Source organism: Pseudomonas sp. NPDC086566, assembly GCF_050280885.1.
Taxonomy (GTDB): domain Bacteria; phylum Pseudomonadota; class Gammaproteobacteria; order Pseudomonadales; family Pseudomonadaceae; genus Aquipseudomonas; species Aquipseudomonas vlassakiae.
In genome coordinates this window covers 418,736-438,164 of the sequence record NZ_JBNNWD010000004.1, presented here as the reverse complement: position 1 = coordinate 438,164, position 19,429 = coordinate 418,736, and the positions used below count along the sequence as shown (strand labels likewise).

General features: G+C 61.9%; 19 protein-coding genes and 2 tRNA genes. 5 read left to right on the top strand and 16 right to left on the bottom strand.

The features are described 5' to 3' along the window. The gene (locus ACQKPS_RS11915) at positions 1-1,659 is read left to right on the top strand and encodes an ATP-binding cassette domain-containing protein (RefSeq protein ID WP_427604153.1); all 1,659 of its coding nucleotides are present in this window, start codon (positions 1-3) and stop codon (positions 1,657-1,659) included. A 30-nt stretch (positions 1,660-1,689) separates the two neighbouring features. On the opposite strand, the gene dnaB is transcribed toward ACQKPS_RS11915, so the two are convergent. From dnaB to rnr, 7 genes are all read right to left on the bottom strand, one after another. Then, a complete protein-coding gene (gene dnaB / locus ACQKPS_RS11910) occupies positions 1,690-3,087 on the bottom strand; it encodes a replicative DNA helicase (protein WP_054887913.1) in 1,398 nt (465 codons plus the stop codon). Between the two features lie 111 nt (positions 3,088-3,198). After that, complete coding sequence (rplI, locus tag ACQKPS_RS11905) at positions 3,199-3,645, bottom strand: 50S ribosomal protein L9 (RefSeq protein ID WP_054887852.1); 447 nt, start codon at positions 3,643-3,645, stop codon at positions 3,199-3,201. 20 nt (positions 3,646-3,665) lie between these two features. Beyond that, on the bottom strand, positions 3,666-4,529 hold the full coding sequence (locus ACQKPS_RS11900; protein WP_054887853.1) for a hypothetical protein: 864 nt from the start codon (positions 4,527-4,529) through the stop codon (positions 3,666-3,668). Positions 4,530-4,562: 33 nt separating this feature from the next. Beyond that, the gene (gene rpsR / locus ACQKPS_RS11895; RefSeq protein ID WP_003249563.1) at positions 4,563-4,793 is read right to left on the bottom strand and encodes a 30S ribosomal protein S18; all 231 of its coding nucleotides are present in this window, start codon (positions 4,791-4,793) and stop codon (positions 4,563-4,565) included. A 28-nt stretch (positions 4,794-4,821) separates the two neighbouring features. Next, positions 4,822-5,247, bottom strand: coding sequence for a 30S ribosomal protein S6 (gene rpsF / locus ACQKPS_RS11890; RefSeq protein ID WP_013974420.1), 426 nt, complete (start codon positions 5,245-5,247; stop codon positions 4,822-4,824). Positions 5,248-5,491: 244 nt separating this feature from the next. After that, on the bottom strand, positions 5,492-6,238 hold the full coding sequence (rlmB, locus tag ACQKPS_RS11885; RefSeq protein WP_027920757.1) for a 23S rRNA (guanosine(2251)-2'-O)-methyltransferase RlmB: 747 nt from the start codon (positions 6,236-6,238) through the stop codon (positions 5,492-5,494). Next, positions 6,235-8,811: a ribonuclease R gene (gene rnr, locus ACQKPS_RS11880; RefSeq protein WP_254482914.1), complete on the bottom strand. Its 2,577-nt coding sequence runs from the start codon at positions 8,809-8,811 to the stop codon at positions 6,235-6,237. Before rnr ends, rlmB begins: the two co-directional genes overlap by 4 nt. 272 nt (positions 8,812-9,083) lie before the next feature. Between rnr and ACQKPS_RS11875 the strand changes: the two genes are divergently transcribed. The 4 genes from ACQKPS_RS11875 (at position 9,084) to ACQKPS_RS11860 (ending at position 12,346) form a co-directional block, all read left to right on the top strand. Continuing rightward, positions 9,084-9,170 (top strand) — tRNA-Leu (locus ACQKPS_RS11875). A gap of 87 nt (positions 9,171-9,257) precedes the next feature. Continuing rightward, positions 9,258-9,344, top strand: a tRNA-Leu gene (locus ACQKPS_RS11870). Positions 9,345-9,767: 423 nt separating this feature from the next. Beyond that, positions 9,768-10,781: an extracellular solute-binding protein gene (locus ACQKPS_RS11865; RefSeq protein ID WP_099814351.1), complete on the top strand. Its 1,014-nt coding sequence runs from the start codon at positions 9,768-9,770 to the stop codon at positions 10,779-10,781. After that, complete coding sequence (locus tag ACQKPS_RS11860; protein WP_254482913.1) at positions 10,781-12,346, top strand: ABC transporter permease; 1,566 nt, start codon at positions 10,781-10,783, stop codon at positions 12,344-12,346. The genes ACQKPS_RS11865 and ACQKPS_RS11860 overlap by 1 nt, the downstream gene beginning before the upstream one ends. Here the strand turns inward: ACQKPS_RS11860 and ACQKPS_RS11855 are convergent. From ACQKPS_RS11855 to ACQKPS_RS11815, 9 genes are all read right to left on the bottom strand, one after another. Further along, positions 12,268-12,810 (bottom strand): hypothetical protein, encoded by a 543-nt coding sequence (locus tag ACQKPS_RS11855; RefSeq protein WP_427604148.1) that lies wholly within the window; start codon positions 12,808-12,810, stop codon positions 12,268-12,270. The two genes, ACQKPS_RS11860 and ACQKPS_RS11855, sit on opposite strands and share 79 nt — an antisense overlap. A 5-nt stretch (positions 12,811-12,815) precedes the next feature. Further along, positions 12,816-13,553: an SDR family NAD(P)-dependent oxidoreductase gene (locus tag ACQKPS_RS11850; protein ID WP_254482911.1), complete on the bottom strand. Its 738-nt coding sequence runs from the start codon at positions 13,551-13,553 to the stop codon at positions 12,816-12,818. Between the two features lie 7 nt (positions 13,554-13,560). Continuing rightward, entirely contained in the window at positions 13,561-14,334 is a 774-nt protein-coding gene (locus tag ACQKPS_RS11845; RefSeq protein WP_254482910.1) for an SDR family NAD(P)-dependent oxidoreductase, read from the bottom strand. Between the two features lie 10 nt (positions 14,335-14,344). Next, positions 14,345-15,484 (bottom strand): NADH:flavin oxidoreductase, encoded by a 1,140-nt coding sequence (locus ACQKPS_RS11840; RefSeq protein WP_254482908.1) that lies wholly within the window; start codon positions 15,482-15,484, stop codon positions 14,345-14,347. A gap of 4 nt (positions 15,485-15,488) precedes the next feature. Further along, positions 15,489-16,697 (bottom strand): AfsA-related hotdog domain-containing protein, encoded by a 1,209-nt coding sequence (locus ACQKPS_RS11835; protein ID WP_254482907.1) that lies wholly within the window; start codon positions 16,695-16,697, stop codon positions 15,489-15,491. Between the two features lie 18 nt (positions 16,698-16,715). Then, positions 16,716-17,246, bottom strand: a complete 531-nt coding sequence (locus ACQKPS_RS11830) for a DUF2867 domain-containing protein (RefSeq protein WP_427604145.1) — start codon at positions 17,244-17,246, stop codon at positions 16,716-16,718. Further along, on the bottom strand, positions 17,243-17,839 hold the full coding sequence (locus tag ACQKPS_RS11825) for an NAD(P)H-dependent oxidoreductase (RefSeq protein ID WP_254482905.1): 597 nt from the start codon (positions 17,837-17,839) through the stop codon (positions 17,243-17,245). The genes ACQKPS_RS11830 and ACQKPS_RS11825 overlap by 4 nt, the downstream gene beginning before the upstream one ends. Before the next feature lie 38 nt (positions 17,840-17,877). Beyond that, complete coding sequence (locus tag ACQKPS_RS11820) at positions 17,878-18,498, bottom strand: acyl-homoserine-lactone synthase (RefSeq protein ID WP_254482904.1); 621 nt, start codon at positions 18,496-18,498, stop codon at positions 17,878-17,880. 91 nt (positions 18,499-18,589) lie between these two features. Next, positions 18,590-19,300, bottom strand: a complete 711-nt coding sequence (locus tag ACQKPS_RS11815; RefSeq protein ID WP_254482903.1) for an autoinducer binding domain-containing protein — start codon at positions 19,298-19,300, stop codon at positions 18,590-18,592. Positions 19,301-19,429: the final 129 nt, after the last annotated feature.

The window sequence follows — 19,429 nt, the reverse complement described above, 5'->3', positions numbered from 1 at the left end:
ATGCATATCTATCGTGGAGTCTTCGCCGCCTTGAGCGCGACTTTGGTCCTGAAAATCGCAACCGTTGTTCCTGCTCTTATCCTCGCCGACATCATTGACAATTTATCCACCTCGACCGCCTCCTCCCAGCTTTTGCTCGGAGCTTTCATATGTCTTATCGCGCTGCAAGCCTCAATGACCCCTTTGCAAGCCTGGTGCCTTGCTCGGCTCTGCCAGGAACGAGTGAAGCAACTCTCCATCCGTTGGTGCCGAGCGCTGTTGGACAAACGCTTCGAGGCTTATGGACAACTCCATGGAGGAGCACTGGTGAAGGTGCTGGATAGAGGCATTACCGCACAAGAGCGGTGGCTAGGCTTTCTGATTGGCTCGGCATGGCCAGTCTTAGCTGAAGCTGCAGTGCTGACTACACTCTTCGCATACCTGGGGGCCACTTCGGTATTGATCGGCCTTATCCCTCTGAGCCTGGCATATCTGTGGGCCAATAATCGTCTTGTGCGCTGGCGCCGACCACAGATCGAGGCAGTAAATGAGAGGGAGGACGAACTTGCTGAGCAATGGGTAGATACTTTCGCCAGCGCGGAAACGGTCAAGCTGGAGCAGGCCGAGGATGCGGCGATGCTTCCGGTCAACCAGACACTCTCGGACTACGCCGAATCAGCCGTGCGGGTAGCCCATAGTGGAGGCTGGGTTCAGGGCTTGCGCACTCTGTTCATTGGCCTGGGTAGCGGCGGTTTGCTGATGTGGGGCATGTACGATCAGTCTCAGGCAACACCACTGTTGAGTCTGGGCGAACTCGTCGCGCTCTTCACCTTGGTGAGCGGGTTGCTGGCGGGCGTTGCACAAGTAGCTGAGGCCTGGCGATTACTTGACCAGTTTCGGCTCGACAAACGCAAACTCGAAAACTGGCTTCAACTGCCCGTGTTCGGCTCGACACTTTCTGACGAAACCGAGCCCTACGATACAGACGCAGAGCTTCGCATCGCCCCTTGCCAGCTAAACACTCGGAATACAGCACAACTGCAGCTCAAAGACCCCTTGGTGGTACACAAGGGAGAGCGGGTCGCGCTGATCGGACCCAGCGGATGTGGCAAGTCGACACTTCTACATGCGCTGGCGGGAACCGTATTTGAGTTGCGCAATCATGTTCAATTACACGGCAGGTGCCTAGCTGCGCTCGATGCTTGTGAGCAGTTCAGTCATCTGCGACTCTGCCCTCAAGACGCGCACTTCATACCCGGCCCGCTGCCCCGTGCGGTTCTGTTCGAGCATGCTCATGATCGGGCTCAGATAGAGCGCTGGCTTGAGCGACTTGGCCTAAGCAAAGACTGGTACGAGCTTGATCTGGATGCACGCGCAGAATCCATCTCAGGTGGCGAGGCACGCAGACTCACGTTGCTACGCGTACTGAACCAGCCAGGGGAATTCAATTTCTTTGATGAACCCACAGCCGGCCTCGATGCTGTGACAGCTGAGCGCACCTGGGATTTATTGTTCGAAGCATTCCAAGGCAGAGGCTTGCTTTGCGTAACCCATGATCAGAGCGCCCTGTCACGTTTTGATCGGGTCATAACCATGAATGACGGGCGGATAGTCAGCCAAGCACGCGCGAAGAGCGCTCATAACGCAGAGCTTGCGGCCCCTTCCACAGACCCTTGCTAACTCAGCGGACTATCTGTAGCAGCGCGACCGTTATTCGTCGTCGTCGAAGTTGTACATGCCCGGTGCGAGGTTCTCGAAGCGGGTGTACTTGCCGATGAAAGCCAGGCGCACAAAGCCGATGGGGCCGTTACGCTGCTTGCCGATGATGATTTCCGCCACGCCCTTGTGCTCGGTCTCAGGGTGGTACACCTCATCCCGGTACACGAACATGATCACGTCGGCGTCCTGCTCGATCGCCCCGGATTCACGCAAGTCGGAGTTGACCGGGCGTTTGTTCGGGCGCTGTTCCAGGGAGCGGTTCAGCTGCGACAGGGCAATCACCGGGCAGTTGAATTCCTTGGCCAGGGCCTTGAGGGAACGGGAGATCTCGGAAATCTCGTTGGTCCGGTTGTCACCGGCCGAACCCGGAATCTGCATCAGCTGAAGGTAGTCGACCATGATCATGGCGATCTCGCCGTGCTCACGGGCCAGGCGGCGGGTACGCGCACGCATTTCCGAGGGGCTGATACCGGCGGTGTCGTCGATGAACAGTTTGCGATCGTTCAGCAGGTTGACCGCCGAGGTCAGGCGCGGCCAGTCGTCGTCATCCAGCTGGCCGGAACGCACCTTGGTCTGGTCGATGCGGCCCAGGGACGAGAGCATACGCATGATCAGCGATTCACCTGGCATCTCGAGGGAGAACACCAATACCGCCTTGTCGGTACGCAGTACGGCGTTTTCCACCAGGTTCATGGCGAAGGTGGTCTTACCCATCGACGGTCGGCCGGCGACGATGATCAGGTCGGCCGGCTGCAGGCCGCTGGTCTTCTCGTCGAGGTCGGTGAAGCCGGTGGATACGCCCGTGATGTCGCTGTCGGAGTTGAACAGCGTGTCGATGCGATCGATGGCCATGGTCAGCAGTTCGTTGACCCCCACCGGGCCACCGGTTTTAGGCCGCGCCTCGGCGATCTGGAAGATCTGCCGCTCGGCATCATCGAGGATTTCCTCGGCATTGCGCCCTTGCGGGTTGAAGGCGTTGTCGGCGATATCGGTACTGATGCTGATCAGCTGGCGCAGGGTCGCCCGCTCGCGAATGATCGCGGCGTAGGCCTTGATGTTGGCCACCGAGGGGGTGTTCTTGGCCAGTTCCGCCAGGTATGCCAGGCCGCCAACCTGTGACGAAAGGCCTTCCTTGTCCAGCTGCTCGTGCAGGGTCACCACGTCGAATGGCTGGTTGGCGTCGGCCAACTTGTGCACGGCACGGAAGATCAGGCGGTGGTCATGCCGATAGAAATCGCCATCCGAGACCTGGTCCAGTACTCGCTCCCAGGCGTTGTTGTCCAGCATGAGGCCACCGAGCACGGCCTGTTCGGCCTCGATGGAATGCGGCGGCACCTTCAGGGCAGCGGTTTGCAGGTCGAGCTGTTCGGAGTTGGTGATCTCGTTCATGGCCACGAAAAAATTCTGGAGGATGAAAAAGACAAAGGGCACGGCCTGAGTAAACAGGACCGTGCCCGATGTTAACCGGCTATCCCGTGAGGGACCACCAGTCAGCGCAGCTTAGGCAGCTACGACGACCACACGTACGGTGGCTTCAACGTCGCTGTGCAGGTGCACGGCTACGTCGTATTCGCCAACCTGACGGATGGTGCCGTTCGGCAGACGAACTTCAGCTTTAGCCACTTCAACGCCGGAGGCGGTCAGGGCGTCAGCGATGTCGTGGGTGCCGATCGAACCGAACAGCTTGCCTTCGTCGCCAGCGGTGGCAGTGATGGTCACTTCCAGCTCGGCCAGTTGGGCAGCACGGCTTTCAGCCGAAGCTTTACGCTCAGCAGCTGCTTTTTCCAGCTCGGCGCGACGCTCTTCGAACGCAGCCAGGTTGGCGGCGTTGGCAACGGTGGCCTTGCCGAATGGCAGCAGGAAGTTACGGCCGTAACCAGCCTTAACTTTAACTTTGTCGCCCAGGTTGCCCAGGTTAGCGACTTTTTCCAGCAGGATCAGTTCCATTTGGTAAAACCTCTTAACTTTTAACCTTCACCGTTCGCGGAGTCTTTCCCCGGAGGGGACTTGCGACCGCGAAAATCAATCAGGCTGTCGACAATGGCCAGGACCATCAGCAACGGGTAAATCAGCTGCATGATCAACGGCAACGTCACGTACATGCCCACCAGCCAGAAACCGGCCAGTCGCCCCTGTGCCACGAGGCCGTGCATCAAGGCGATGCCAGCCAGCACCAGTACCAGGCTCGACGCCGATGCCAGGATGATGAACTGCGACCCGATAAACGGAGCCACCACCATCACTGCCACCAAGACCGCCATGGTCTGTTTTGGCAACCTCAGTTCGCGAAACTCGCGACCGAAGCCTCCAGGGTTGTACAACGCTGCCTGCCAATAACGCGCCAGCACCAGGGCCAACACGCTGAACAACTGCACCGTCACTGCTGTGGAAGCGACCAGCACAGGGCGGATCAGCTCACCGGAGAGCACCGGCTCCCCTTCGATTTTCGGCATGGCTTCGGCAAACGCCTTGGCCAGCACATCGAAGGTCTGTGCCAATGCCATGTCGAGCACGAGGCTGAAAACCACGGCAAACACGGCACTGGCGACCAGCACACGGCTCCAGGGATGCTCGGCGCGCAACAGCGCGGCCAGGCCCAGGGCACCGGCGATCACCAGGAAGGTGATCGGATCGCCCATCAACCACACGGCCAGCCCGGCCAGCAGGCCGCCGGCGATGACCGTTGAAGCATCCTTGAACCCACGCCGCAGCAGCACAAGGCTGCCGGCAGCGGCACTCAACCAGAACAGCAGCGGCAGTACCGCGCTGATGACCACCACCAGGGTGGCCTGCACACGACCGCGCATGATGAAACTTGCTAACGCTCGCATGCTAATCCCTTACTGCTTGTCGACGACCCGGTCTCAGCGGCCGTGGCTGTCGGTGTAGGGCAGCAGGGCCAGGAAGCGGGCGCGCTTGATAGCGGTAGCCAGCTGACGCTGATAACGAGCTTTGGTACCGGTGATACGGCTTGGAACGATCTTGCCGGTTTCGGATACGTAAGCTTTCAGGGTGTTGAGATCTTTGAAGTCGATCTCTTTCACGTCTTCAGCAGTGAAGCGGCAGAATTTACGACGACGGAAGAAACGTGCCATTTAATAGGCTCCTCTAAAGGTCCGTGGATTACTCGTCAGCGTTATCGCTGGAGTCGCTGTCATTGCTGTCGTCGCCGTCGGCGGATTCAGCATGCTCAGGACGCTCACGACGCTCACGGCGCTCGCTGCGGTTTTCTTCAGCCTTCAGCATCTCGGACTGGCCGGTTACGGCTTCGTCGCGACGGATGACGAGGTTACGGATAACGGCATCGTTGTAGCGGAAGTTGTCTTCCAGCTCGGCCAGGGCCTTGCCGGTGCACTCAACGTTCAGCATCACGTAGTGAGCCTTGTGAACATTGTTGATTGCGTAGGCCAGTTGACGACGGCCCCAGTCTTCCAGGCGGTGGATCTTGCCGCCATCTTCTTCGATCAGCTTGGTGTAACGCTCAACCATGCCGCCGACTTGCTCGCTCTGGTCCGGGTGAACCAGGAAGATGATTTCGTAATGACGCATGAATGCTCCTTACGGGTTAGTAGTCTGCCAGCGAATCTGGTCAGACAAGGAGTGAATGACACTGTATGTCTTGCACGGAGGGGAGGCACATATGCGCCTGCCAGCTCGGCAAGGGGCGCAATTGTAGAGAAGGCAGGACGCACAAGCAAGGTGATTGGCGATTATTTGAACAGCCTGAAACATATTCACAAGCTACCGGCCCCTTCGCGGGTGAACCCGCGAAGGGGCCGGTACAGGCTGAAGATCAGCGTTTGGCCTGACGCTGGCGCACAGCCTCGAACAGGCAGACGCCTGTCGCCACCGACACGTTCAGGCTGCTGACGCTACCGCTCATCGGCAGTTTCACCAGGAAATCGCAATGTTCCCGGGTCAGCCGGCGCATGCCCTTGCCTTCCGCCCCCATGATCATCACCAACGGGCCGGTCAGGTCCTGCTGGTAGATCTCCTGCTCAGCTTCGCCAGCCGTGCCAACCACCCACAAGCCACGTTGCTGCAGTTTCTCCAGGGTGCGCGCCAGGTTGGTCACGGCCACCAGTGGAATCACTTCGGCCGCGCCGCAGGCCACCTTGCGCACGACCGGCGTCAGGGTTGCCGACTTGTCCTTGGGCACGATCACCGCCGTGGCACCGGCCGCATCGGCGGTGCGCAGGCAAGCGCCAAGATTGTGCGGGTCGGTCACGCCATCGAGCACCAGTATCAGCGGCGGCGTTTCGCTGCGCTCGAGCAGCTCTTCAAGCATCAACTCGCCCCACACCTGGCTCGGGCTGACCTCGGCAACCACCCCCTGGTGCACGCCCTCGACCCAGGCATCCAGCTCACGGCGCTCGGCCTGGCCGACCGGCACGCGGTTCTCCGCGGCCAGTTCCAGCAACGCCTGTATGCGTGGCTCGCTACGCCCTTCCGACAGCCAGATCTGCTTGACCCGCTTCGGATGGTGTTGCAGCAATGCCTGCACGGCGTGCACGCCGTAGATCTTTTCCAACTGACTCATGACTTGTTCTTGCTCTTGCGTGGCGCGCCGGACTTCGACGGGCCTTTACGGTGCTTGGTCGGCTTGCCGGACGGCTTGCCGCCCTTCTCCGACTTGCTGCTGGCGTGGCCGCCGCTGCGCGCCTCGCTCATCAGCGCCTTCTTCATTTCACGGCTCTTGCGCACTTCGGCGTTACGCTGCACGGCGTCTTTCGGGAAGTACGCTTCGGCGGTTTCGCTCTTGCGGCTGCGTGGCTTCGGCGTGGCCTTGGCCTCGACCGCTGGCTCGGACTTCCCGGCGACTGGCGCAGCAGCACCACGGCCCTTGCGACCGATCGGCGCACTGAGCTGCTGCTCGGAAACTTCGAAGTCGATCTTGCGCTCGTCGAGGTCGACGCGCATGACCTTGACCTCGATGGTGTCGCCCAGACGGAAGCTGCGCCCGGTACGCTCGCCCGACAGGCGGTGGTGCACCGGATCGAAGTGGTAGTAGTCGCCGGGCAGCGCACTGACATGCACCAGGCCTTCCACATAGATGTCGGTCAGCTCGACGAACAGGCCGAAACCGGTCACCGCAGTAATCACACCTGGGAAGGTCTCGCCCACGCGATCCTTCATGAACTCGCACTTGAGCCAGTTGACCACGTCACGGGTGGCTTCATCCGCCCGGCGCTCGGTCATCGAGCACTGCTCACCGAGCTGGTCGAGCGCATTCACGTCATACGGGTAGATGCGCGCCTTGGGAATACTCATGGCGCCTGCGCGCTTGACGTGCGGGGTATCGACCTTGGAGCGGATGATGCTGCGGATGGCGCGGTGCACCAGCAGGTCCGGGTAACGGCGGATCGGCGAGGTGAAGTGGGTGTACGCCTCGTAGTTCAAGCCGAAGTGGCCGTTGTTGTCGGTGCTGTACACCGCCTGGCTCAGCGAGCGCAGCATCACGGTCTGGATCAGGTGGAAATCCGGGCGCCCGGCAATGCTCGCCAGCAATGCCTGGTAGTCCTTCGGCGAAGGGTCCTTGCCCTTGTGCAGGGTCAGGCCCAGTTCACCGAGGAAGGCGCGCAGTTTTTCCAGGCGCTCGGGCGGCGGGCCGTCGTGCACACGGTAAAGGGCAGGCACTTCATGCTTCTGCAGGAACGCTGCGGTGGCGACGTTGGCCGCCAGCATGCATTCCTCGATCAGCTTGTGGGCATCGTTGCGCACGGTCGGGCGGATTTCCGCGATCTTGCGCTCGTCACCGAAGATGATACGGGTTTCCTGGGTCTCGAAATCGATGGCACCCCGGGCATGACGGGCATCCAGCAGCACCTTGTACAGGTTGTACAGGTTCTTGAGGTGCGGCAGGACTTCCTTGTACTCCTCGCGCAGCGCCTTGCCCTCACGGGTACGCGCATGCTCGAGCATGCTGCTGACCTTGTTGTAGGTCAGGCGGGCATGGGAATGGATCACCCCTTCGTAGAACTGGTAGTCGACCATCTGGCCGGCTTTGTTCATGGTCATTTCGCAGACCATGGCCAGGCGATCGACATGCGGGTTCAGCGAGCACAGGCCGTTGGACAGCTCCTCGGGAAGCATCGGCACCACGCGCTCGGGGAAATACACCGAGTTGCCGCGCTGCTGGGCTTCGTTGTCCAGGGCCGAGCCCAGGCGCACGTAGCTGGAGACGTCGGCGATCGCCACGTACAGGCGCCAGCCGCCAGAGAACATGCGCAGCTTGCCCAACGGTTCGCAATAGACGGCGTCATCGAAGTCGCGGGCATCCTCGCCGTCGATGGTGACGAACGGCAGGTGGCGCAGGTCGATGCGCTTCTCTTTGTCCTTCTCTTCGACTTCGGAGCGGAACTTGCGCGCTTCCTTGACCACATCGTTGGGCCAGACATGAGGAATGTCATAGCTGCGCAGGGCGACGTCGATTTCCATGCCCGGGGCCATGTAGTTGCCGATCACCTCGACCACATCACCCTGTGGCTGGAAGCGCGGCGTAGGCCAGTGGGTGATCTTGATTTCGACGAACTGGCCAATCTTGGCGCCACCGTTACGCCCGGCCGTCACCAGCACTTCCTGCTGAATCTTCGGATTGTCCGGGGTCACGTAGCCGATGCCGCCTTCTTCGAAGTAGCGGCCGACCACACTTTCATGCGCCCGGGAGATGACCTCGACCAGCACGCCTTCGCGACGACCACGACGGTCGACGCCCGAGACACGGGCCAGGCCGCGGTCGCCGTCGAACACCAGGCGCATCTGCGACGGGCTGAGGAACAGGTCTTCGCTGCCGTCATCGGGGATAAGGAAGCCAAAGCCGTCACGGTGACCAGAGACACGGCCACAGATCAGGTCCAGCTTGTCTACCGGGGCATAAGTGCCGCGCCGGGTATAGATAAGCTGGCCGTCACGCTCCATGGCACGCAGGCGGCGGCGCAGGGCTTCGATCTGGTCTTCTTCATAAAGACCGAACTCTGCCGCCAGCTCCTCGCGCGCGGCCGGTTCGCCACGGTCGGCGAGGCGCTGCAGGATCAGCTCACGGCTGGGAATGGGGTTGTCGTATTTTTCCGCTTCGCGAGCGGCCTCGGGATCGAGGGATTGCCAATCGGCCATCAGAAGGGGTTCACCTTGGGGTATATAGATAGGAATTCTGGCATGTGTGTATTGAAACCGGAAATGTCAGCCTTGGACAGCCCCCGCTGCAGTGTATAGAGAGGAGCAATAGGCCTTCGGAATCAACAAGTTGAATTTTTTGAAATTTTTTTCGCTTGGGGGGTTTACAGCCCCCAGGACCGTCCGTATAGTGCGCACCACAACGACGGACAAGCCCGAAGTTGTAGTAGAGATGAACGGCGCTGTAAAGCATCTTTTAATCTCGAATGTGTGCCCAGGTGGCGGAATTGGTAGACGCGCTGGTTTCAGGTATCAGTGACCGCAAGGTCGTGGAAGTTCGAGTCTTCTCCTGGGCACCAAAATTTTCTAGTAACAGATGACCAAGGATCTGTTACTACTGTGTGAAAGCGAACGATAGTCGCCTTCTCCAGATGATGTAAAGCTTTGCCCAGGTGGCGGAATTGGTAGACGCGCTGGTTTCAGGTATCAGTGACTTAACGGTCGTGGAAGTTCGAGTCTTCTCCTGGGCACCATACAAAAACCCACTAGCTTGCTAGTGGGTTTTTTCTTGCCTGCGATTTTTAATCGCCCTCCTCGCCTGGCGGGACAGCTGTGGCGCCTATGAAATCGAGCGCCGCCCGCGCGGCGCATCGCGGATGAATCCGCTCCTACAGTTGTTGCAACGTGGCCATGCCTGTGAGGCCATGGTTGTCAGCGATTTGCAAGACTCAAGACATGCACCAAGGCAGGCGACCATGGCGTAACAGGTTCGGCACGTTGCAACAAATGTAGGAGCGGATTTATCCGCGATGCGCCGCGCGGGCGGCGCTCGATCTCACAGGCGCAAAAAGGCCCGAGGCGATCCGCCCATGAATTTCTCGTCACCCGGCCACTTGAGAAACGATTTCGTTTACCATTGTTTCCGAATATGTAGCCGTAAGCGAGGAAGTACCCGCATGACGATCCGCCCGCAACCGCTGATGCGTACACTGGCTGCCGCAGTTCTGAGCCTGGTGATCGGCGCTCCGGCCGCCCTGGCAGATGAACCGGTCACGCTGACCATGTACAACGGCCAGCACAAGGAAATCGGCGAAGCCATCGCCAAGGCCTATGAGGCCAAGACCGGTATCCATATCAATATCCGCAAGGGCAGCAGCAACCAGCTGGCCAGCCAGATCATCGAAGAAGGCGACCGCTCGCCGGCCGACATCATCTATACCGAAGAGTCCCCGCCACTGAACAACCTGGGCGAACTGGGCCTGCTGGCGAAGATCGACGACGCCACGCTGAACATGCTGCCCAAGGAATACGTGGGCGCCAACGGCACCTGGATGGGCGTGACCGCCCGCACCCGCGTGGTGGTGTACAACCCGAAGAAAGTCGACGAGAAAGACCTGCCGACCACCGTGATGGACTTCGCCGGCCCTGAGTGGGAAGGCCGCGTCGGCTACGTGCCCACCAGTGGCGCATTCCAGGAGCAGGCTGTAGCCATCCTGAAGATGCACGGGCGTGAAGCCACCGAAGAATGGCTGACTGGCCTGAAAGCCTTCGGCAAGACCTACACCAACAACATGGTCGCCCTCAAGGCCGTGGAAAAAGGCGAAGTCGCCGCCGTACTGGTCAACAACTACTACTGGTATGCCTTGGAGCGCGAGCGCGGCAAGCTCGACTCCAAGCTGTACTACCTGGCCGACGGCGACGCCGGCAACCTGGTGACCATCTCCGGCGCAGCTGCGGTCAAGGCCAGCAAGCATCCGAAGGAAGCCCAGGCCTTGCTCAACTGGATGGCCAGTGAAGAAGGCCAGCGCGTGATCACCCAGACTACCGCCGAGTACCCGCTGCACAAGGGCATGGTCTCCGACCGTGGCCTGAAGCCGTTCGAGGACCTGCGCCCGCCGAAAATCTCGCCAGCCGACCTGGGCAATGCCGAAGAAGCGATCGAGCTTGAACGCGAGGTCGGTCTGCTCTGATGACTGCCGCCCTGTCCGAGCCGGTGCCGGTACGTTACGTGCCGCGCCGCAAGCGCCCCTCGATCTGGGTGCTGCTGCCTGTGCTGTTCCTGGTGGCGATGAGCTTGCTGCCACTGCTGTACGTCGCCATGAAAGCCTGGGAGGCCGGCTGGCGCGAGGCCCTGCATCTGCTCTGGCGCCCATTCGTCTGGGGGCTGATGCGCAACACCCTGATGCTGATGGCCGGAGTGACGCTGGCGTGCATGGTGGTTGGCCTGGCCCTGGCTTGGCTACTGGAGCGCAGCAACCTGCCAGGCCGCCGGCTGTGGGGCGTGGTGCTGTGCCTGCCGTTTGCGGTGCCGTCGTTCGTCAGCAGCTTCACCTGGGTATCGCTGAGCTCGGACTTCGAAGGCTTGGGCGGTGCGATTCTGGTCATGGCACTGTCCAAGTACCCGCTGGTGTTCCTGCCGGTGGCGGCAACCCTGCGCAACCTCGACACGTCGCTTGAAGAGTCGGCACGCACCTTGGGCTACAGCCGCTGGGGCGTGTTCCGCAAGATCACCCTGCCGCTGCTGTGGCCGTCGATGCTCGGCGGCGCACTGCTGATTGCATTGCACATGCTGGTCGAGTTCGGCGCCTTGTCGATCCTTGGTCTGCAGACCTTCACCACGGCGATCTACCAGCAATTCGAGCTGGAATTCAGCAACGCCAACGCGGCCATGCTTTCGGCCGTGCTGCTCGCGCTGTGCCTGCTGATGTTGTGGCTGGAACTGCGCGTGCGCGGCAAGGCCCGTCATGTGCGCATCGGCCAGGGCGTGGCGCGTCGCGGGCAACCGGTGCGGCTGCGCGGCTGGATGCCGGTGGCGCAACTGTTCTGCCTGGGCCTGGCGATTCTCGGCAGCGGCATTCCCCTGGCCATGCTGGGTTACTGGCTGAGCGTGGGTTCGTCGGCCGCCTTCCCGGTGGCGGCGATCAGCAAAGCGCTGCTGACTTCGCTGTCGGTGTCGCTGGGTGGTGCAGGCTTCTGCGTGCTGCTGGCGCTCCCGGTGAGCTTCCTGGTGGTGCGCTACAAAGGGCGCCTGGCATTGTGGGCCGAACGCCTGCCGTACCTGCTGCACGCCTTGCCCGGCCTGGTGATCGCGCTGACCCTGGTGGTGTTCTCGCTGCATTACGTGCCGGCGCTGTACCAGACCACCGCGCTGTTGCTGCTGGCCTACGCGCTGCTGTTCCTGCCACTGGCCCAGGCGCCGGTGCGCACGGCACTGAACAAGGCGTCGCCAACCCTCGAGGAAGCAGCCCGCACCTTGGGCGCCAGCAGCTTTGCGGCGTTCTGCCGGGTGACCTTGCCGATCATCTTCCCGGCCTTGGCGGCAGCCTTCGCCCTGGTGTTCCTCGACGCCATGAAGGAACTCACCGCGACCCTGCTGCTCAGCCCGACCGGCATGACCACGCTGGCTACTGAAGTCTGGGCGCATACCGCCAACGTCGAGTTCGCGGCAGCGGCGCCTTATGCGGCGCTGCTGATCGTGGTGTCGGGGTTGCCGGTGTACCTATTGACCACGCGGATGTACCTGAACAAGGCATGACCTGCGCGCCTGCCGGGGCGCAGGTCACCGGCCTGGCGCGAGAACACTGTGCGCTCACCTGCCCCACCCGCGGCGCCTGACGGGGCACGCAGCTCAAGCACGGCCAGCAGCAACAGCACCGCCGCCAGCCCCCAGAGGATCGGTGTGGCACCCTGGCTCAGGGCGAACAGCTGCAGCCCGATCACCAACAGGCGCAAGCCCGCGTTCAACTGGCCATTGCTGGCCGTCGGCTGGCGCCAGCGGGCAACGCCCCACGCCACATACGCCAAGGCCCCCAGGTTGATGAAGAACAGCGAAGTGGCATCCAGCGTGGCGAACGCGGTACCCAGACCCAGCCAGGCATCAAGGTCGGCGAAGGCCCGCAGGCACCACCCCGCAACCAATGGAATGGCGAATGGCAAGGTGGCGAGGATGTCGTATGCCGCACCGACACGGACGATATTTGCGTAACGAGACGGGTTCATGCTGTTCAAACCTCCATGTGTAACTGCTCGAGAAGCTGCCTGACTTCGTAGAATTGCCCCGACTGCAGCGCCAGCGCGTGGCGCTGGGCAAGCAAGGCGAGGATATGCCGTGCGCGGGCCTGGGCGCTGACAACGTAGCCAGGCTGTGCAGCACGCTCGCGCAGGGCGACCAGTTCGGGGAAGCGCTCATCCGCCTCCAGGATGGTGTGGGCGACCCGGGTATCGACATTGCAGAGGCCGAGGACGGCGAAGAACACCTGAGGATTTTCCAGGTGGTAGACCTTGGCCAGCGCATTGAGCGCCGCTTTTGACACACTGTAGGAAAGCATCCCGGCACGCTGTCGGATGCCCGACACCGATGCCGAGAACACCACCTGGCGTGGCTGCGTCGTGCGCGTCAACAGCAGGTCAAGCATCCACTTGACTGCCACTACGTTCAGCTCCATGACCGCGCGGAAGGCCTCCACCGGGGTGTTGCAGGCCAATTCCGGCGCGGCACCAAAGGTCCCGGCGTTGAGGTACACGGTGTCAAAACAGGTTTCGCCGAGAAATACCTGCAGGGCGGCCTCCGATCCCGAAGGCGCGCAAAGGTCCAGTGCCCGGTAATGAAAACCGGCCTTGTGCATCAGGTCCACGGGCGCATGGCGCGAAACACCCCACACCTCATCGCCGCGCTCCAGGTGCAAGGCCGCCAGCGCGTGACCGATACCCGTGCTGACCCCACTGATGAATACGTGATTCATGCCAGCCTCATTCGAACTTGCCGATGTGATAACCACCATCGACACTCAGCACACTGCCGGTGATATACGAAGCGTTCGCGCCCAGCAGGAACAACACCGCATCAGCGACTTCGTCGGCTTGGCCGAAGCGTTTCATGGCCGTGGCATTTATTTTGCGCTGGGTATTGGCAGGGCTGGCCGCCAGCCGCTCGGGCGAATTCATGCCACCGAGAATCGGCCCAGGCGCCACGGCGTTGATACGCACTGCATGACGGCCGTCACGATCCCTGGCATTTTCCATCGCTGCGACCTGCGTCAGGGCGTTCAACGCGGTCTTGCTGGCGACGTAGGCGGCCTGATTGGGCATGGCCATCACGCCAGCGCAGGATGAAACATTGACGATGGCACCCCCCGCCTGCCTGGCTACCAGGCGCAGCTGCTGCTGCAAGCAATAAAGCGGTCCGTGCAGGTTGATCCGCATCACCCGGTCCCAGTCCTCCACCTGCAGGTCGGCCACAGCCGCATAGGGCGCGGTAACACCTGCTGCGTTGACAGCGTGATCCAGCCCGCCGAAGCGCACCTCGATGTCGCCGAACGCGTCTCGCACGGTGGCTGCATCAGCCACGTCACAGGCAATGAACGCGGCCCGCTCGCCCAGCAGTTGCAGTGCCGCCCGGCCCTTTTCCAGACTGCGCCCCAGCACCACCACACGGGCGCCCTCGCTCACCAGCCGTTGAGCCACGACCAGGCCGATGCCGTTCGTCCCTCCTGTTACAGCGATGATCTTTCCCTCGAACAGCATTGCACTCTCCTTAGTCATATCGAACCGATGCGGGTCGCTTGTACTTCTCGTTCACGCAGCAATACACACGGTCCAGCTGCGGGTTGCTCTTGTCGCGGAAACAGTTGCCATCGAAGCGGCAGGCGTTGACGCTGCCCGGCTTGCCGGCCAGTGACTTGTTGACCAGGTCGTTGTCGGCAAACAGCGCCCGGCTCATGCCAACCAGATCGGCGACACCCAGCTCGAGCAAGGCCTCGGCCTGCGCGAGCGATCCGGTGAACCCGGCGAAGCCCACCGGCAACGAGGTGAGCTCGCGTATGTGCCGCACGCCGTGGACCAGCAAGGCGTGAACTCTGGGGTCGGCCTTGAGCATGTAGTGGAAGGTTTCCCGGATCGCTGCGGAGCACATCAGCGCGCTGACACCCGCCCTTTGCAAGGCCGGCACGACCTGTTCGAGCAGGGCTGGCTGCTGCCCCTTTTCGCCCAGGCAATCATCGATGCCAAGACGAACCGAGATGTCGACTTCGCCCTGGGTCGCCTCGGCAACCGCCTCGATCACCTCCAGAAGCAAGCGCGCACGGCGCAAGGGTGACCCTCCATAGCGGTCGGTGCGGCGGTTGCTGTACGGCGAGAGGAAACTGCTCAGCAGATACCCGTTCGAAGCCTGCAACTGCACCGCCCGCGCACCGGCCCGGCGGGCCAGCTGCGCAGCATGGGCGAACTGCCTGCAGACCGCGCGTATGTCCTCATGGGTCGCTACGCGAATACCGGGGCGGCTGCGGCCAGGCGCAAGGCGGCTCGGCGCCAGCAGCACGCCGCCGCTGCGGGCGCGATCGCCCTGCGCGCCGTAGTGCTGCAACTGAACAACCACCGGGCAGGCCTGTTGCCGGCCGTAATCGATCAGCGGCTCCAGGGCCTCGGCGTGTCGGTTGTCATACAGGCATAATCCGCCCGCATGCAAACGCGTGGAGGCATCGACCGCCGAGTTGGCCAGCACCACCATGGCGCACCCGCCATCGACGATGCCACGGTAGAAGCCGAACATTTCATCGGTCAGGCAACCCTCTCGCCCAAGGTCGATCCCCATCGGCGCGAAGTACACGCGGTTTTTCAGCTGCAGGTGCCGGCCCAGGTCGATGGGCTTGCGTGTCAGCGGGTAAGCGGAGGCCATGCGCTTAACCACTCTGCCGGCTTTGGGGGATGACCTGGCCGTCATTGCTCGCCCCGGCCGCTGCATACTCGAGCAGCGGTTCGTGGAAGCAGTGGCACTTGATGATCTCCTTGAGCGTCGACAGGGTGGCGCGATCGAGCTTGGCGAATACCGCCAGCTGCACTCCCTCTTGCCGCGAAGCCTGGCAGACTTCGACAGGGAAGCTGAGAAACCCGGTGTCCCTGACGTAGATCGACAACTGCTGCACCGTCGCGTCACTACCCTGGGCCGCTGCACTGAAACGCACGCCGCGCAGCGACAGATGCGCCAGTCGGCCCTCCCGGCTGGTCCCGTCGCTGAGGAACAGCAACACCTGTGGCAGCACCCGGTCTGACGGTGCAAACCAGTGATGCTCAGGAAAGTTGACCGTGCGCATGCGCTTGAAAAGCGGCATCTTCATGGCGCTACCGCGCAGCCGCAGCGTAGTGACCAGGTTGCCGTTCTGGTAGAACATCGCCGTCTTGTCGACGGTACGCGGCTGGTGCCGCTTCTGCCCGGCGCTATGTTGCACCACCACCTCGACGGCGTAGGTCGACTCGGTGTAACTGTTGAACGAGACCGAGAGGTCTTCGATCGAGATTGAAATATCGCCGCGCCGATAGCCAGAGTGGCTGTAAAAATAGTGATACATGGCCTGGCGGGCGACTTCGATGAGCATCAGCCCCGGCACATGCTCGTGGGGCTTGTTATAAAAAAAGTAATTATTGGTGTCGTTCATCACCGCGTAGGACGACAGGTTGGCTCGCGTCCAACCGGGCAAGGCATGCAACCGGTCGGCCAGTAGCGCCACCTGGGCCGGGTCCACGGCTGGCAGGCCGAAGTGCCGTTGCAGGTAGCATTCCACCTGGCGCGGCAACCAAGGCGCGGCAAGGTGGTAGGCAGTGTCACGCCACTCATAGAAACCTTGCACATTCATTTCGAAACCGCCCAGCGCGGCGAAATCGGCCTCGCAGATCACAACCGGCAGGCTGGCGAGCAGCCAATCGCCCGACGCATCCTGGCGGTAGGCATGATCCAGCGCGGCCAGGCCGATGCCGTCCAGCTCACCTTGCAACAGGCCCATTTCGCTCGGTGTGAGGCGGGCAGGCAAAATATCCTGAAAGCCAGACAGCAATACATCCTCCGCCGTGCCCTTGTGCAGCACCTGCGGAGTCAACGGTAATTGACGATCCATGTTGATCACCTAAAAGGGTTAGACGGGAAAAGCCACCACCGCGTTGCGCAGCATGCGCTTGACGATAGGCCCATGGGCCGGGCCGACCGGCAGCATGTACAAGCGCCCAAAGGCGTTGAAGCACTGCACCGAGGTAGTCACGCTCAGCCGCTGCACGCCCTGGTCAACCGGCTCCAGGTCCATGCTCACCATCACGGCCAGGTGGGTATCTCGCGAGGCCAGCACCAGCTGGCGGTCGCTGATCGCTTCCACGGTGAAAAAGTCCAGGCGCTCGCCAATGCGCGGAACCTGCTCAGGGCTGCGTGGCGAGAAACCCTGGATATCGGCAACGCCGAAGCGGCGTGAGATGAAATCGCGAACCCGGAAGGCTGCGCCCAGCCATTGCGGAATGTCCGCTGTCATCGCGCAATAGGCCTCCAGCGCTTGCACCGGCGAGGCCAGCTGTACGGCAGCGCTGTGCAGGAAGTCCAGACGGCTGGCAGGAGCGACCAGCCGCACCTGCTCGGGGAGCGCAGCCGCAAGCTCAGGCACGGCACGGCCAGGCGTCATTGCTGAAGCAGCGCAATGGCTGCCAGCTCGGCCTTGAGAAGCAATTTTTCGTATGCCTCGTCGGGCGATTCCTGGTTGCTGGTGATCTGGTCGGCGATCTCGCGAGCAGCCAGGTCCAGCGCCTCGTCGGCGATGAACACCGACTCGTACAGCGGGATCGGCGGCAGGTAGCGCCCTTTGACGTAGGCTACCGTCTGCTGGAACGGGCGCAGCAGTTCATCCAGGGTGAACCGGTTGAAACCACCCGCGCGGTAACCGGAGGCCGGCGCGCCGACGCTGGTCACGACCATGAATTCCTTGTCCTGCAGCTTGTCGCCGCCGCGAGCGTAGGCGAAACCTGGGGTGAACACTTCGTCGATCCAGCGTTTCATCAATGCAGGGCAGGAATACCAGTAAAGCGGGAACAGCAACACGATACGTTCGTGTGCGCACAGCAGTTTCTGCTCGGCGGCGATGTCGAAGCCGTCACTGCCCAGGGCTGCGCTTAGCGGATGCAAGGTCACCGCCCTGTCGCGCAGAGCCTCGACAATGGCCGCATTGGCGCGAGAAGTGCTGAGGTCCGGGTGACCGATGACGACCAGAATATTGTCCATGTTCAAAATCCTTGTGAGGTTGTCGCGTATTGGCAGAGTCAGGCAGCGCGGTGCATTGAACGACAGCCCTGGCCCTTTGTAACCTCACCTATTGTGTAGTCCTGAGTCGCCAGGTCGATCCAGCAGGCGAACAACCAGTGACTGCCTACACGCAACGGCGCCGCCGCACGGCGCGCACAGTAGCCGGCCCGTCGCAACAGCCGCTCGATGCCGAGCGGCGACACGGTAATCAGCTGCCGCGCCCCCTGCTCGGCAGCACAACGCAACACGGCCTCCATGAGCTGCACGGCAATCCTGGAGGAGAACTGGCCTGCCACCCGCTGGCCATCGCCGGCAAGGTCGACAGCCGCAAAACGGGAAAGCTCCCAGATCTCGGCGCTCTGCGGTAGCGCCTGGCCCGCCATCAACTGCGGGAAGACCTCCTTCAGCAAATAGGGCCGGTGGGTCGGCAACAGCCGCGCAGTGCCGATGATCTCGCCCCGGCCATTGCAGGCCAGCACGTAAAGCGTGTGCTCGTGGTCGAACTGATCGCGTTCGCAGTGTGGCTCGCAGGGCAGGTCCCAGCCCAGCGCTTCGACGAAGACGCGGTAGCGGTAACTGTCCATCTGCGCCAGCCTTGCAGCACCCAGTTGCTGCCGTGTACCGATGACGATCTCCAATGTCGCGCCCTCATGCCAGTGGGAAAGGACGCGTATTCGACTTCATGCGCAGGCGGCAGAAAACTCCACTATTTGGCAGGTCGCCCAGCTGTCAGCCCAGCAAACCCAGCAAAGCAGCCCTGGCGACCGCCGCGGTGCGGTTGGCAGCCCCGAGTTTCACCGCGGCATTGCGGGTGTGGAACTTCACCGTTTCCACCGATAGGCAAAGGATATCCGCGACCTCGCTCAGCGTCTTGCCATCTGCCGCCCAGCGCAGGACCTCGATCTCGCGGCAGGTCAACGGCGAGGACGGATTGGGTTGCCAGCTGGGGGACAACAAGCGGGAAAAGCCTTGATGAGCGACATTGGCAAGCCAGCGCATCTTCATCTCGCTGCTGCGCAGCTCTCGCTCCCCTATCGCTTCGGCTGAGCGGGCCAGGGTGAGCATGCCGCCGGCATTGCGTCCATCCAGGCAGGATTGCGCCCAACCGTAGCGCAGGCCGATCTGCCGGGCGTCGTCCCACAGCTGTGGCGCATCGTGAAAGATCCGGTCCCCCCAGACCACAGGGGTCGTGGACTGCTGGCAATGCCGTACGGTCGGGTCCGACTGCAGGTAATCCGAACGCCGATAATGTTCACACCAGGCGCGGCTGTAGGTGCTCAGCAACGTCACCCGCGGGTTGGTGACAGGAAGCGGCGCCTTCAGGCCATAGGCGCAATAATCGAAACCCAAGGTACGCGTGGCCATCTGAATCTTGTCCAGTAGCGCCCGCGCGTCGTCCGCTTCGAAAACCGCAGACAGCACATCCCCCATCCATTGCATAACCGGTCTCTCCCTGAGTCGCGAGCATATCCATGCCAACGTGCCGCTCGCGTGGCGCGCGAGTCTATTGTATTTCGCCGACATCCGGATTGAGCGATGTCAATAAGCTATCTACTGGACGAATCATAC

Excerpts from the sequence above, each read along its gene's own strand:
- ACQKPS_RS11835 (WP_254482907.1), bottom strand. The coding sequence starts at position 16,697 with ATGGATCGTCAATTACCGTTGACTCCGCAGGTGCTGCACAAGGGCACG.
- ACQKPS_RS11900 (WP_054887853.1), bottom strand. The coding sequence starts at position 4,529 with ATGCGAGCGTTAGCAAGTTTCATCATGCGCGGTCGTGTGCAGGCCACC.
- rnr (WP_254482914.1), bottom strand. The coding sequence starts at position 8,811 with ATGGCCGATTGGCAATCCCTCGATCCCGAGGCCGCTCGCGAAGCGGAA.
- ACQKPS_RS11850 (WP_254482911.1), bottom strand. The coding sequence starts at position 13,553 with ATGAATCACGTATTCATCAGTGGGGTCAGCACGGGTATCGGTCACGCG.
- ACQKPS_RS11815 (WP_254482903.1), bottom strand. The coding sequence starts at position 19,300 with ATGCAATGGATGGGGGATGTGCTGTCTGCGGTTTTCGAAGCGGACGAC.
- ACQKPS_RS11865 (WP_099814351.1), top strand. The coding sequence starts at position 9,768 with ATGACGATCCGCCCGCAACCGCTGATGCGTACACTGGCTGCCGCAGTT.
- ACQKPS_RS11845 (WP_254482910.1), bottom strand. The coding sequence starts at position 14,334 with ATGCTGTTCGAGGGAAAGATCATCGCTGTAACAGGAGGGACGAACGGC.
- ACQKPS_RS11855 (WP_427604148.1), bottom strand. The coding sequence starts at position 12,810 with ATGAACCCGTCTCGTTACGCAAATATCGTCCGTGTCGGTGCGGCATAC.
- rplI (WP_054887852.1), bottom strand. The coding sequence starts at position 3,645 with ATGGAACTGATCCTGCTGGAAAAAGTCGCTAACCTGGGCAACCTGGGC.
- ACQKPS_RS11840 (WP_254482908.1), bottom strand. The coding sequence starts at position 15,484 with ATGGCCTCCGCTTACCCGCTGACACGCAAGCCCATCGACCTGGGCCGG.
- ACQKPS_RS11915 (WP_427604153.1), top strand. The coding sequence starts at position 1 with ATGCATATCTATCGTGGAGTCTTCGCCGCCTTGAGCGCGACTTTGGTC.
- rlmB (WP_027920757.1), bottom strand. The coding sequence starts at position 6,238 with ATGAGTCAGTTGGAAAAGATCTACGGCGTGCACGCCGTGCAGGCATTG.
- ACQKPS_RS11860 (WP_254482913.1), top strand. The coding sequence starts at position 10,781 with ATGACTGCCGCCCTGTCCGAGCCGGTGCCGGTACGTTACGTGCCGCGC.
- dnaB (WP_054887913.1), bottom strand. The coding sequence starts at position 3,087 with ATGAACGAGATCACCAACTCCGAACAGCTCGACCTGCAAACCGCTGCC.
- ACQKPS_RS11830 (WP_427604145.1), bottom strand. The coding sequence starts at position 17,246 with ATGACGCCTGGCCGTGCCGTGCCTGAGCTTGCGGCTGCGCTCCCCGAG.
- rpsR (WP_003249563.1), bottom strand. The coding sequence starts at position 4,793 with ATGGCACGTTTCTTCCGTCGTCGTAAATTCTGCCGCTTCACTGCTGAA.
- ACQKPS_RS11825 (WP_254482905.1), bottom strand. The coding sequence starts at position 17,839 with ATGGACAATATTCTGGTCGTCATCGGTCACCCGGACCTCAGCACTTCT.
- rpsF (WP_013974420.1), bottom strand. The coding sequence starts at position 5,247 with ATGCGTCATTACGAAATCATCTTCCTGGTTCACCCGGACCAGAGCGAG.